Source organism: Halobacillus sp. HZG1 (assembly GCF_035818575.1).
Classification (GTDB): domain Bacteria; phylum Bacillota; class Bacilli; order Bacillales; family Halobacillaceae; genus Halobacillus; species Halobacillus litoralis.
Window position 1 is genome coordinate 315,205 of record NZ_JAYLVQ010000086.1, and the last position, 13,677, is coordinate 328,881.

Sequence of the window (13,677 nt, forward strand, 5' to 3'; positions counted from 1 at the left end):
GCAAAGGCCACCCATGTATATAAATAAACAAAACAGGTCAATAAACCAAGCGAAGCATTCATGAGTATGAAAAAAGAGTGTTTTTTAGATTTCATTTTCATCACCAATACGTTTTGATGACTTCATCGTACTAGGAGAATGCAGAAATAGCAACTCCTCTATACGTTAAGAGTTCGTAAAAACATAAGGGTCCTGGCTCCACTTCATCAACAGCTGCTCCTGCTCCTTTTCAATTTGATTTTCATTGAGTAACTGTTGCAGAAGCTCTTCATAACTTGTCAGGGATTGATAAGAATAGCTTGTATCCTTAAATGCATCCTCCGCCGCTTGAAGGTTGTAAGTGAAGATCGACAGCACTTCAACCACTTCCACACCTTCTTTTTTCAAGGCTTCTGCGGCTTCTATTGACGATTTTCCTGTTGAAATTAAATCCTCGATAACAATGGCTTTTTGCCCTTTTACAACATGACCCTCAATCTGGTTTCCTTTTCCATGCTTTTTGGCTGAAGACCTGACATAAACCATGGGAAGATCCATTAAGTCCGCCACCCAGGCAGCATGGGGAATACCTGCTGTTGCACACCCTGCGATGACATCGATGTGGCCCAGGCGCTTGATTTTGTTCACAAATGCTTCTGCAATGCTTTTTCTTATTTCAGGATAGGACATCGTTAAACGATTGTCACAATAGATTGGTGATTTCAGGCCAGATGTCCATGTAAAATAGTTATCGGTTTCAATTTTAACCGCTCCTATGTGAAGCAAGTCACGTATGAGTGTTGATTGACTCATGTTGAAAGGCCTCCTTTATTGTTTTGTAGATGTCTTCGGGGTTTTCTGCATCTCTGATTGCTCTCCCCACAACCATGGCATCACTCCCGTTTTCCCGGGCTTTTTCCGGGGTAGCCACTCGCTTCTGATCATGGTTTTCTCCCCCTGCCAGGCGTATTCCCGGTGTCAAAGCAGCAAGCGTCGTATGTTTTTTTATGATCCCGGCTTCTTCCACCGAACAGACGACACCATCCACGCCGCACTTCTCCGCTCGCATCCCATAGTGCTTGACGACTTCGGCTAAAGGACGGTTGATGAGCAGCTGCTCTTTCAACATTTGCTGGTCCGAAGAGGTAAGAACGGTAACGGCTAATAAAACGGGAACATGCCCTTGTGCTCCTTCTTCCAAACCGATTTTAGCAGCTTTCATCATATCTTCCCCGCCTTGAGCATGAACGTTGACGACATCGACTTTCATGCTGGCAAGGTTTCTCATCGCACGACGTACGGTTTCTGGAATATCATGCAATTTCAAATCGAGAAAGATTTCGTGCTCCATTTCTTTTAATTGATGGATGATGGCAGGTCCTTCTTTATAAAAAAGCTCCATGCCCACTTTAACCGGTATGCCTGTAAGGTCATTACGCTTCAAAAAGTCTAGTGCTTCCTTTCCCGTTTGGAAATCAAGGGCGAAGTACAGAGGTTTCAACTTTTTCATCATGGGCACCTCCAATCGCTTGCTCTACGCTTGAAAACCCATAGCGTGAAAGCGTCGCAGGCAAGTCTTCAATGACTTCCTTACAGATGAAAGGATTTTTGAAATTTGCACTTCCGATTGCCACTGCACTCGCTCCGGCTAGTAGGTATTCCAATACATCTTCTGCGGTTTCAATCCCACCCATACCGATGATTGGAATGGTTACGGCTTGGTAAACCTGATGGATCATCCGGATACTGATCGGTTTGATCGCTGCTCCTGAGAGGCCTCCTGTTCCATTTGCAATGACAGGTTTGCGCGTTTTAGGGTCAATCCGCATCCCTGTAAGTGTATTAATCATGGAAAGACCTGAAGCACCCGCTTCTTCTGCTGCAAGAGCCATTCTGACGATATCGGTCACATTAGGAGAAAGCTTCACATACACAGGCACAGTGCTCATTTCGACGACATAACGGATGACTTCTTTAGCTAACAGAGGGTCGGTACCGAATTGCACCCCTCCCTCTTTGACATTCGGACAGGATATGTTCAATTCGATGGCATCCACATGGGAGGAGATTTGTTCAGCAACCTCCCCATATTCCTCCACCGTACTCCCTGCTACATTGGCAATGATTGGAAGGTTATGGTTTCTCAAAAATGGAATTTCATCCGAAATGATGCTTTCCACACCAGGGTTTTGCAGTCCGATCGCATTCAGCATGCCGCTTGAGGTTTCTGCTACTCTTGGTGTGCCATTTCCAAAGCGACGTTCCTTTGTGGCTGCTTTCATAATGACGGCTCCAAGGCTTGCAAGGTCATAAAATTGTGCGAATTCCTTTCCGAATGCAAAGCAGCCACTAGCCGGCATAACAGGATTTTTCAAAGTTAAACCCGGTAGATTCACAGATAAATTCATGATAAGACGACCTCCCCGGATTTGAATACAGGACCATCACAACAGATGCGTTTGTATCCTTTTTCATCGTTCGATTCGACGACACAGGCAAAACAGGCGCCGATTCCACAGCCCATCCGTTCTTCCATCGACAAATACCCTGGTGTATCCGGATGTTGATCAGCGACTGCTTTTAACATCACCGTCGGGCCACAGGATAAATAGAGCTGGTAATCCTCTCTCACATCAGAGAGAGCGTCCGTTACACGGCCGCTTTTCCCCAGTGACCCATCTTCTGTCGTCACATGCACTTCTCCAAGGGCACGGAATTCATCGAGTAAAAAGGCATCCTCCCTGGATCTGAAACCGAGAATACTCGTGACGGCCACTCCATTTTCTTTCAGATTCTTCGCAGTGCTGTACAGGGGTGGCACTCCGATACCCCCACCAATGATCAGTGCATGATCAGAATAGATGCTCGTCGTCGGAAAACCTTGACCTCCCGGGCCAAGAACATCCAACCGATCACCGACCTGAGAACGCGTCAACGCTTTCGTCCCGTCTCCCATGACTTTATAAATCAAAGTCACGGTACGATTTTCAAGGTTAAAATCTGCAATAGATATCGGACGCCGCAGGTAGAAACCATCGATTCTGACGTGCACGAATTGACCAGGATCCGCGATCTCCTGCACCAGTTTTCCTTCCAGGACGAGAAGGTGCGTATCTCTCGCAACCTTCTCATGTCTAACAATGGTCATCCGTTCGTTTTTCATCCTGTCACTCCTTCCATTGGTGTGATGGCACGGGCCGAGAAGGACATCGCATTAATCACATCTACAATGGTTTTGGCTGTATCCAAGCTTGTTAAACAAGCAAGTCCATGTTCGACCGCTTCTCTACGGATTCTGAACCCATCCGATCTTGCACGCATCCCTTTGTTTAGTGTATTGACAACGAACTGCACTTCTCCTTGTTGAATAAGATCGATGACATCGCGCTGATCCGATCCCACTTTTCCTACCGCTTCTACAGGAATCTGTGCTTCTTCTATCACAGAAGCTGTTCCTTCCGTTGCGAACAGACGGAAACCCAGTTCAAAGAATGTTTTCGCAATATCCAGCATTTCTGATTTGTCTTTGTCTGCAACGGTAAGCAGTACAGATCCTTGTGTCGGAATCTTCAACCCTGCAGATGTCATTCCTTTGTAAAGGGCTTTTTCCAATGTTTGATCATATCCGATGACTTCACCGGTCGATTTCATCTCAGGTCCTAGCGTCGTATCAACACTTCTCAGTTTTTCAAAAGAGAAGACAGGCACTTTGACATAGACCCCATTCGGCTTTGCAGCCACTCCTGATGTGTATCCTTCGTCTTTCAATGTTTTGCCCAATAGAACCTTTGTCGCAAGCCTCGCCATCGGAACCCCTGTGATTTTACTCAAGAAAGGTACCGTCCGGCTCGCTCTAGGGTTCACTTCAAGAACATAGGCTGTACCTTTGTAAACGACAAACTGAATGTTGATGAGGCCTTTCATATTCAGCTCTCTGGCAATCTTTGTTGTCGCATCGATACATTGTTGTTCAAGTTCTTTTGTAAGCCGCTGGGTCGGATAAACAGCCATGGAATCTCCCGAGTGGACTCCTGCGCGTTCAATGTGTTCCATGATCCCCGGAATGAAAACATCTTCCCCGTCCGAGATGGCATCGACTTCAATTTCCATCCCGGTCATGTACTTGTCGATCAGAATGGGATGACCATTGTGTGCAGATGCATTTGTTTCCAAGTAAGAGGAGAGCTCTTCGTTTGAATAAACAATCGCCATCGCACGGCCGCCGAGGACATAGGAAGGTCTGACGACAAGCGGGTATCCGATTTTCTCAGCAGCAAGGAAAGCTTCCTCTGCGCTTTTGACACTTTCCCCTCCTGGTTTAGGGATATTCAAATCGTTGAGCAGCTGTTCAAACAAATCCCTGTCTTCTGTTTTATCAATCGACTCCATTGTAGTACCCAGGATCTTTACGCCTTCTTTCGTCAATCCGTCCACGAGGTTGATGGCTGTCTGTCCTCCAAACTGGACGATGACGCCTTCCGGCTGTTCGAGATCAATGACATTCATTACATCTTCGAGTGATAACGGTTCAAAATAAAGCTTGTCAGAAACACTGAAGTCTGTGGAAACTGTTTCCGGGTTGTTGTTCATAATAATGGCTTCATAGCCCATTTCCTTCAGTGCAAGGACAGAATGGACGGTCGCATAGTCGAATTCGACGCCCTGGCCGATACGGATCGGACCAGACCCGATGACGAGCACCTTTTTATTTCCACTAGGGATGGCTTCGTTCTCATCTTCATAACTGCTGTAAAAATAAGGCGTTTCCGATTCAAACTCCCCGGCGCACGTATCCACCATTTTGTACACCGGACGAATTCCATGACTTCTTCTCCACTCCCGAACTTCTGCTTCTTCCCGGTTTGTTAATCGTGCGATTTGTTGATCAGAAAATCCGGTTTTCTTTACTTTCTCTAGTAAAGATCCATCCATTTCTCCGTGGGCCACTTTCTTCTCAAGCTGGATGATCCGTTGTAGTTTATAAAGGAAGAATAAATCAATACCTCCTGTTATTTCATGCAGACTTTCAATGGAATACCCTCTCCTTAACGCTTCTGCGATTAAGAATATCCGTTCATCATCCGCTTTTTTCAATCTTCTATTCAGATCTTCCTCTTTCATATGTTCGGCATAAGAAAGATAAAGCTCTTCTGTATCACCCTCCAGCGATCGGATCCCTTTCAGTAAAGATTCTTCAAAGCTTCTGCCGATACTCATCACTTCACCGGTCGCTTTCATCTGGGTACCGAGTGTACGATTTCCCTTCGCAAATTTATCGAACGGCCAGCGTGGGATTTTCGTTACAACATAGTCGAGAGCTGGTTCGAAACAGGCATAGGTCGTACCAGTTACCGGGTTTTTGATTTCACCCAGCGTCATCCCTACAGCGATTTTGGCTGCTAGTTTAGCAATTGGATAGCCGGTCGCTTTGGAAGCAAGGGCAGAAGAACGACTGACGCGCGGATTCACTTCGATGATGTAATATTGGAAATTATCCGGATCAAGAGCAAGCTGGACATTACATCCACCCTCAATCTGGAGAGCCTGGATGATCTCCAATGATGCATTTCTAAGCATTTGATATTCCCGGTCGCTAAGTGTTTGGGAAGGAGCGACAACGATGGAATCTCCCGTATGAATGCCAACAGGGTCGAAGTTTTCCATATTACAAACGACGATTTTATTGTCCGCCCCATCGCGCATCACTTCATACTCTACTTCTTTGAAGCCGGCAATGTTCTTCTCTATTAAACACTGACTGACAGGAGAAGCGGCCAGTCCGCTTCTGGCAATTTCTTTTAACTGAGCAGCATCGTCACACATGCCTCCACCGGCTCCGCCCATGGTGTAAGCTGGGCGGACGATGACTGGAAAACCGATCGTCTCTGCAAAATCCAGTGCTTGTTCCACCGTGCTGACAATTTCACTTTCAGGTACAGGCTGATTCATCTCATGCATCAATGCCCTGAATTTCTCACGATCTTCGGCTTGTTGGATGGCATCAAGTGGCGTCCCTAAGAGTTCCACATTAAATTCTTCAAGAATACCAGAGTCACTCAACTCTACCGCCATATTCAGTCCCGTCTGCCCTCCAAGAGTGGGAAGAATCGCGTCCGGGGTTTCTTTTCTAATAATTTTTTGAAGAAACTCAAGCGTCAGTGGTTCCATATAGACTTGATCAGCAAAGGTATGATCGGTCATGATCGTTGCCGGGTTTGAATTAGCGAGGATAACTTCATATCCTTCTTCTTTCAAAGATTGACAGGCCTGGGTTCCGGAATAGTCAAATTCAGCAGCCTGACCGATGACGATCGGACCGGATCCGATGACGAGTATTTTTGTTAGATCTGTACGCTTAGGCATTGAGAGTCCTCCTTTGTGTTCTTCTGGTGGTGATCGATCATTTTCAAGAATTCATCGAATAAATGGGCTGTATCTTCCGGTCCTGGTGAACTCTCCGGGTGATATTGCACAGAGAAAACCGGGTCTTCCTTGTGTTTCAACCCTTCCACTGAGTTGTCATTCAAAGAAACTTGGGAAAGCTGCAGTTCGGTCTCTTTCAGTGAATGAAGGTTGACGGCGTAGCCATGGTTCTGAGAAGTGATATACGTTCTCCCCGTATCCAAATCTTTCACCGGCTGATTGATTCCTCTATGGCCGAATTTCATTTTAGAAGTATCTGCCCCAGAAGCAAGAGCAATCAACTGGTGCCCAAGGCAGATCCCGAATATAGGTACTTGACCGATCAGTTCACGAATGGTTTGAATCGCCTCAGGCACATCTTTTGGATCTCCAGGACCGTTCGAGAGCATCACACCATCCGGTTTCAGTCTCAGGATCTCCTCTGCTGACGTATGGTAAGGAACCACAGTCACATGGCAATCTCGCTTCGTAAATTCCCGTAAAATACCGTGTTTCATACCGAAATCTACGAGTACAATCCGCTCCCCTCGACCTGGAACAACATACGGCTTAACAGTCGATACCTGTTTCACTTGATCATTCAATAGTGGAGTCGCTTCCAATAAGCTGAGTACTTCATTAATCGGCCGATCGGATGAGGCGATCATCGCCTTCATCGTTCCATGCTGGCGGATGATTTTCGTCAGCTTCCTCGTATCAATGTCACTGATTCCTGGAATATTCTTCGCTTTTAAAAATTCGTCGATCGTTTCTTCGTTTCGGAAATTGGAAGGATAATCACAGTGTTCTTTTACGATGACTCCGAATACCCCCGGGTTGACGGTTTCAAAGTCATCGCGATTGATTCCATAGTTTCCGATGAGTGGATATGTGAAGGTGATCAGTTGTCCGTAATAAGACGGGTCAGAAATCGCTTCCTGATAACCGCTCATCCCCGTATTGAATACGACCTCACCAATCGTTTCCCGTTCACTGCCGAATCCTTCACCTACAAATACCGTTCCATCTTCAAGCACGAGTTGTTTCATGCGTTTTCCCCTCCCATACAATTTTTCCTTCAACCATGGTAAGCTCCGGCCAACCTTTCGCTCTCCAGCCATGGAAAGGTGTGTTCTTTCCTTTTGAAGCAAAGCTGTGACGGTCGATCATCTTTTCATGGTTTACCTCTACAATGGTGATATCTGCTGATGCTCCTTTTTCTAAAGTGCCATAAGGGATACCGAATACCTCAGCTGGCTTGCTCGTCAGCCATTCCACAAGACGCTCCAGCTGAATTTCATGCTTCTCTATGAAGTGGGTGTACAAAAGAGGGAAGGCTGTTTCCAAACCCGTAATTCCAAATGGTGAGTAAAGGAAGCCTTCTTTCTTATCCTCTTCGGTATGGGGGGCGTGATCCGTTGCAATAAAATCGATGGTTCCGTCCATCAAACCTTCAATGAGCGCTTTCTGATCTTCTTTGGATCGAAGCGGCGGGTTCATTTTGAAAAAGGCGTCGTCTTCCTGGACATCCATTTCGTTAAGAATCAAATGATGCGGCGTTACTTCTGCAGTTACTCGAATCCCCGCTTTCTTTGCATCACGGATGACCCTTACCGACTCCTTTGTTGAAACGTGACACACGTGATAATGGCAGCCGGTGGCTTCCGCAAGCAGAACGTCTCTTGCAATTTGTACAGACTCAGCAATGTTCGCAATTCCAGGCAGTCCGAGTCTCTCACTCACATCACCTTGGTGGGCGACCCCTTTATATACGAGTGAATTGTCCTCGCAATGAGCTACGATCGCTTTATCCAGCCGGCTTGCTTCTTTCATCGCTTCGTACATCATGCCAGCCGTTTGAACTCCTACGCCATCATCGGTAAAGGCGAACGCGCCCATTTGCGATAAGGTTTGCATATCAACAAGCTCTTTTCCGAGCTGACGCGTGGTTATTGAAGCATAAGGAAGCACTCTTACTGATGCATCCTGCTTGATCTTCTCCATCAAGTTATACATGTTCTCTTCAGAATCAGGTACAGGCTTCGTGTTCGGCATAGCACACACAGTTGTAAAGCCTCCACGAGCTGCAGCCTCTGTCCCTGTAAGTATGGTTTCTTTTTGTTCGTCTCCAGGTTCACGTAAATGAATATGGACATCCACCAATCCTGGCAGTACAAGACCCTCTTTCGCATCAATCATTTCATCTGCTTCTCCGACAGAAGGTGCTATATCAACAATCGTACCGTCCTCGATCAAAATTTCAGACTTCTCGAAGCGATGCTTCGTAAAGACCTGCCCGTTGATAATTTTCTTTTTCATTTAAAGCTCCCCTTTCATGAGTGCATGGATAATGGCCATCCGCATCGTCACTCCATTTGTCATCTGCCTGAAAATCTTTGACTTTTCGCATTCAACGAGGCTCTCATCGATCTCCACCCCGCGATTCACCGGCGCAGGATGAAGAATGATACTATGTTTCATCATCCTCGCTTCCCTTTCCACTGTCAGTCCATATTGTTCCAGATAGCTACCCGTCTCTTCACGACCCGTATGCCGTTCATGTTGAATTCGAAGCAGCATCAGGACATCACAAGTTTCTACAGCTTCGTCCATTGTGATGTAATTCTGTGTCATAGTAGGATCCTGCCATTCGGGTTTACTGACAAAAGATACGTCGGCCCCGAGTTGTCTTAGTGCATAGGCATTAGATCTGGCAACCCGGCTGTGTTTTAAATCTCCCGCAATGCAAACATGCAAGCCTTTGAAACTTTGAAAATGTTCATAAATGGTGTACAAGTCCAGAAGGGATTGTGTGGGATGCTCCCCACAGCCATCCCCAGCGTTGATTAAGGGTATATCCAACCCTTCCGTACATGTCGACAGGCCATCCACTTCTGACTGCCGCACGACAGCCAGATCCACGCCGAGCGACTCCAGCGTCTTTAAGGTGTCATATAAGCTTTCTCCTTTTGTTAAGCTGGAATCTACCCCATCCAACTCAACAACATCGAACCCCAACCTCTTTTCAGCGATGTGAAAACTCGTTTTAGTTCGCGTGCTCGGTTCTAAAAATAGATTGGCAGCAAATTGTCCTGAAAAAGAGGGACGGTTTACGGGATCTTTCAGTTTTTCTGCTAAATGAATCAGGTGATATATCTGTTCATTGCTCAGCTGCTTGATGGACAGCAAGTTTCTTTTAGATCGAATGGCGGTCATGTACATCTCTCCGTTCCTATTATTAAGTTAACGGGGACTAAGGAGAAAAAAAGCACCCCCAGGTGTCTGGGGGTGCTGAACTCGTCGCATGACAAACGAGCCCATCCCTAGTACACCTTTTCAAGCCTCTCTGGACTCATTTAAAACGTGAAGCTAGTGTTTGGTTATGCTACATGATTTTTCTTGTTTTGCTGTTCGACTTCAGGCGCTTCGAACATCTGTCCATTTCCGTGTCCTTTTTCTTTACCAGGTAGGATCAAGTTAAGACCGACACCAATGATGGCAGCAAGCGCCATTCCCGCGATTTGTACTTCCTCCGTCACTTGGACGAAAGCACCTCCGACCCCGATGACGAGGATGACTGAGGCGATGATCAAGTTTCTCTTTTCACCAAAATCGATTTGATTATCGATCAGCATACGCAGACCGCTGGAAGCGATAATTCCGAAGAGGAGAATAGATACGCCTCCCATGACGGCGGTCGGAATCGAACTGATGACTGCCGTTACCATGCCGATGAAGCCAAAGACGATGGCGATGACAGCTGCTCCGCCGATGACGAACACACTGTACACTCTCGTAATCGCCAGTACTCCGATATTTTCTCCATACGTGGTGTTCGGAGGTCCTCCCAGACAGGAAGCGATGAATGTAGCGACTCCGTCTCCAAGAATGGATTTATCCAATCCTGGATTTTTCAAAAAGTTTCTTCCTACCACTTTCGATAAGACCATCTGATCTCCGGTATGTTCCGTGATTGTGACAAGCGCAAAGGGAACCATCAGAAAGGCAATTTCCCAGCTGATTACTTCCAGTGGGGAAAAGTCGACGAATGGGACAACGAAATCCGGTGCTTGGAAGAGTGCAGCTATGGCAGCAGTAAACGAACCTGCTGTCGTAATTGTTGTCCATTCTTCCTGAATGCCGCTCGTATCCACAATGCCTTGAGTCATAGCAAATGCATACCCGCCGACAATTCCGAAAAGAATCGGCAGCAGGGAAAAGAACCCTTTAAAGTAGATGGATGCGATAATCGTTATGGCCAGTGTGACAAGAGCGACCATGAAGTGAGTTCCACTGTAAATGTTTTCTTCCTGCCCCGGCAGGTACATCGCCATCTCCACAGCCGTTGATGCTAACCCGAGACCGATGACAATAATGACCGGGCCGACAACAATCGGCGGAAGCAGGTTCATGAGCCACTTCGTTCCAAAAATGGAGATTAAGAGAGCAACCAGCCCGTAGACAAGACCGGCAAGAAAGCTTCCGACCATCGCTCCCGCAACTCCGCTTGACTTGGAAACTTCTATGATCGGAGCAATGAAGGCGAAACTAGAGCCAAGATAGGCGGGTACCTTCCCTCTCGTTATGAGCAGGTATGCGAGTGTTCCAAACCCGCTTGATACGAGAGCGACTGATGGCGATAAACCGGTCAGAAAAGGAACGAGAATCGTTGCTCCGAACATCGCGAACAGATGCTGGAGGCTAAGGACAAGCCATTTATTTAGTGGTGGTACTTCATTAACATCGAGTGCTGCTTTATGTTGTTTCATATCGAATTCCTCCTTCGTGTCTCTTCCTGTTTGGGGGTGGTACATGTTAGGGCATCCATCATCCCCGGGATTTCCCCATAAAAAAACCTCTTTGCGCTTAAAAAGTACGCAAAGAGGTAGACGTGTAGAGTACACGTATCCTTACGAACCTTTTAAGCCTCACGGGACTTTCTTTAAAGGTTACGATTCATTCATTTTTCATAAATCTTCACTTCGTCCGCTTCATCCGTTTCAGATAAAGTGACGGTAATGATTTCTTCCTGAGAAGTCGGAACATTTTTCCCCACATAATCTGCGCGGATCGGCAGCTCCCGGTGTCCCCGGTCCACTAAAACCGCCAGCTGTATTTCTTTTGGTCGTCCATGGTCGATCAGTGCATCCATTGCGGCACGCACCGTTCGGCCTGTATAAAGGACATCGTCGACGAGAATGACTTTTTTTCCATCAATATCCGCCGTAATGTTCGTTTCTTTCAATTGAGGTTCTGCTCCATTTCCCTGAGGCGTCAAGTCATCACGGTAGAGGGTAATATCAAGCTCCCCGTCTGGAAGATCTGCACCTTCAATCTCCTGAATTTTATCCTTAAGGCGCTGAGCAATCGGCACGCCTCGTGTTTTAATTCCTACAAGGACGAGATCCTCAATTCCCTTGTTTTTTTCTATGATTTCATGAGAGATCCTGGTCAATGCCCGACGGATCGCTGCATCATCGAGTACAGTCGCTTTTGCATTCATCATTGAGTCCTCCTTGATTCCCAGTGTTCAGTGACGAAAAAACCCCTTTTCCGCATAAAGGCAGAAAAGGGGTTTTAATACACGTGTCCTGTGCATAACCGTCACCTTTTCAGCCTCACGGGACTGTCTTTTAAAGGTCTTTATATTCTATATGGAAGTATGACACTCCCTATAAGCTTTGTCAATAGCTTATTAAACCTCTTTTGTCTCCAAGTACTTCAGTGTTTCCTTAAATTCCGCTGGAGGTTCGACCTCAAACTTTTTCCATTCCCCGGTTCTCGGATGCTCAAAACCCAGAGATTTAGCATGCAGTGCTTGACCATCAAGGTCCAACGTTTTACGTGGGCCGTACTTCGGGTCACCCGCTAGCGGATGATCAATATAGCGCATATGCACACGAATCTGGTGTGTACGCCCTGTTTCCAATTTACATTCGACTAAAGTGAAATCAGTAAAATGACGCAGGACACGGAAATGAGTCACCGCATCACGCCCGCCATCGACAACTGCCATCCTCTGCCGATCTTTAGGATCCCGTCCGATTGGGGCATCAATCGTGCCATATTCATGATGAATTTCTCCGTGTACGATCGCTTCATATTTACGTTCAACGGTTTTTTTGGACAATTGCTCCGCCAGTGATTGATGAGCAAGATCATTCTTAGCTACCATCAATAGACCACTTGTGTCTTTATCAATCCGATGAACGATCCCCGGGCGCTCCACTCCGTTGATTCCAGACAAATCCTTTACATGGAATAACAGAGCATTCACGAGTGTACCTGAATAGTGGCCCGCTGCCGGGTGGATTACCATGCCGGAGGGTTTATTGACGACAATCACATCTTCATCTTCGTACACAATCTCAATCGGAATGTCCTCAGGAAGGATATCCATCGGTTCAGGCTCTGGGATATGCCACGTAATACTCTCCCCCTCCTGCACCTTGTAATTGCTCTTTACTGCTTTTCCATCTACACAGACTATGCCATCTTTCAGCCATCCCTGAATTTGAGATCTGGACGCTTCTTCGATGACCTCTGTTAATAATTTATCAATCCGCTTTGACTGATCGTTTTCTGTAACCTTATAGTGTTCACTCAAGATTTCAAACTTCCTTTCTTTCTGCGCTCATCAACGAAAGTGGCAATCATGACAAAAATCACTCCGACGACAAGAGCAGAGTCCGCTACATTGAAAATAGGAAAATCATAGCTGAAAATGTAGGTGTTGGCGAAATCGACCACTTCCTTACGAAATACACGATCGATGAAATTCCCAACCGCTCCTGCAAGTATGAAAGCTAGAGCTACACCTACAAAGCGACTTTCTTTTCCATACTGATGTAAATAATAAATGACAAATCCTATGACAATCACCGTTATGATATAGAAGAACCACATCTGCCCTTGTAATATTCCCCAGGCAGCACCCTGATTCCGGTGAGAGGTCAGGTAGAAAAAGTTTTCGATAATGGTTATGCTTTGGCCAATATCCATTTTTGTGACCACAAGCCACTTCGTCCATTGATCAAGGATAATGAGACCAATGGCGATGATATAATACAAAATCATAAGCGTCCCCCATGAATCTTAGTCCTAGCCTATTGTACCACAAAACTACTCCTGCAAAGAACAACTTCTCACTTCCACATAAGCTCCCTTTAGTTGAAGACTCAGTTTCGAGACTATTATTGAGTGGATGGGGGCTACGGGGAATAGCTCGCTTTCCGCGGGAGCGCGGTGAGCCTCCTCGGACTGCGTCCTGTGGGGTCTCACCAAGCACTTTTTTCC

The 13,677-nt window shown here is 46.4% G+C and carries 12 protein-coding genes; all 12 read right to left on the reverse strand.

Features of this window, described 5'->3' with window-relative positions; genetic code table 11:
• Window positions 1–165 precede the first annotated feature (165 nt).
• Window positions 166–792 carry an orotate phosphoribosyltransferase gene (gene pyrE / locus VKA52_RS20685; protein WP_160913081.1) on the reverse strand — a complete coding sequence of 209 codons (627 nt, stop codon included), beginning with the start codon at window positions 790–792 and terminating at the stop codon, window positions 166–168.
• A complete protein-coding gene (pyrF, locus tag VKA52_RS20690; RefSeq protein WP_326317076.1) occupies window positions 767–1,489 on the reverse strand; it encodes an orotidine-5'-phosphate decarboxylase in 723 nt (240 codons plus the stop codon). The genes pyrE and pyrF overlap by 26 nt, the downstream gene beginning before the upstream one ends.
• Window positions 1,455–2,387 (reverse strand): dihydroorotate dehydrogenase, encoded by a 933-nt coding sequence (locus VKA52_RS20695; RefSeq protein ID WP_326317078.1) that lies wholly within the window; start codon window positions 2,385–2,387, stop codon window positions 1,455–1,457. Before VKA52_RS20695 ends, pyrF begins: the two co-directional genes overlap by 35 nt.
• Window positions 2,384–3,142 (reverse strand): dihydroorotate dehydrogenase electron transfer subunit, encoded by a 759-nt coding sequence (locus tag VKA52_RS20700; RefSeq protein ID WP_326317080.1) that lies wholly within the window; start codon window positions 3,140–3,142, stop codon window positions 2,384–2,386. Before VKA52_RS20700 ends, VKA52_RS20695 begins: the two co-directional genes overlap by 4 nt.
• Complete coding sequence (gene carB / locus VKA52_RS20705) at window positions 3,139–6,342, reverse strand: carbamoyl-phosphate synthase large subunit (RefSeq protein WP_326317081.1); 3,204 nt, start codon at window positions 6,340–6,342, stop codon at window positions 3,139–3,141. Before carB ends, VKA52_RS20700 begins: the two co-directional genes overlap by 4 nt.
• Window positions 6,321–7,430, reverse strand: coding sequence for a carbamoyl phosphate synthase small subunit (locus tag VKA52_RS20710; RefSeq protein ID WP_326317082.1), 1,110 nt, complete (start codon window positions 7,428–7,430; stop codon window positions 6,321–6,323). The genes carB and VKA52_RS20710 overlap by 22 nt, the downstream gene beginning before the upstream one ends.
• Window positions 7,411–8,700, reverse strand: a complete 1,290-nt coding sequence (locus tag VKA52_RS20715; protein WP_326317084.1) for a dihydroorotase — start codon at window positions 8,698–8,700, stop codon at window positions 7,411–7,413. Before VKA52_RS20715 ends, VKA52_RS20710 begins: the two co-directional genes overlap by 20 nt.
• On the reverse strand, window positions 8,701–9,597 hold the full coding sequence (locus VKA52_RS20720) for an aspartate carbamoyltransferase catalytic subunit (RefSeq protein ID WP_326317086.1): 897 nt from the start codon (window positions 9,595–9,597) through the stop codon (window positions 8,701–8,703).
• 164 nt (window positions 9,598–9,761) lie between these two features.
• Window positions 9,762–11,150: a solute carrier family 23 protein gene (locus VKA52_RS20725; RefSeq protein WP_326317088.1), complete on the reverse strand. Its 1,389-nt coding sequence runs from the start codon at window positions 11,148–11,150 to the stop codon at window positions 9,762–9,764.
• Between the two features lie 191 nt (window positions 11,151–11,341).
• Window positions 11,342–11,884 (reverse strand): bifunctional pyr operon transcriptional regulator/uracil phosphoribosyltransferase PyrR, encoded by a 543-nt coding sequence (gene pyrR / locus VKA52_RS20730; RefSeq protein ID WP_206945876.1) that lies wholly within the window; start codon window positions 11,882–11,884, stop codon window positions 11,342–11,344.
• A 192-nt stretch (window positions 11,885–12,076) separates the two neighbouring features.
• Window positions 12,077–12,988, reverse strand: a complete 912-nt coding sequence (locus tag VKA52_RS20735; RefSeq protein WP_160913063.1) for an RluA family pseudouridine synthase — start codon at window positions 12,986–12,988, stop codon at window positions 12,077–12,079.
• A complete protein-coding gene (gene lspA, locus VKA52_RS20740) occupies window positions 12,985–13,458 on the reverse strand; it encodes a signal peptidase II (protein ID WP_160913061.1) in 474 nt (157 codons plus the stop codon). The genes VKA52_RS20735 and lspA overlap by 4 nt, the downstream gene beginning before the upstream one ends.
• Window positions 13,459–13,677 lie beyond the last annotated feature (219 nt).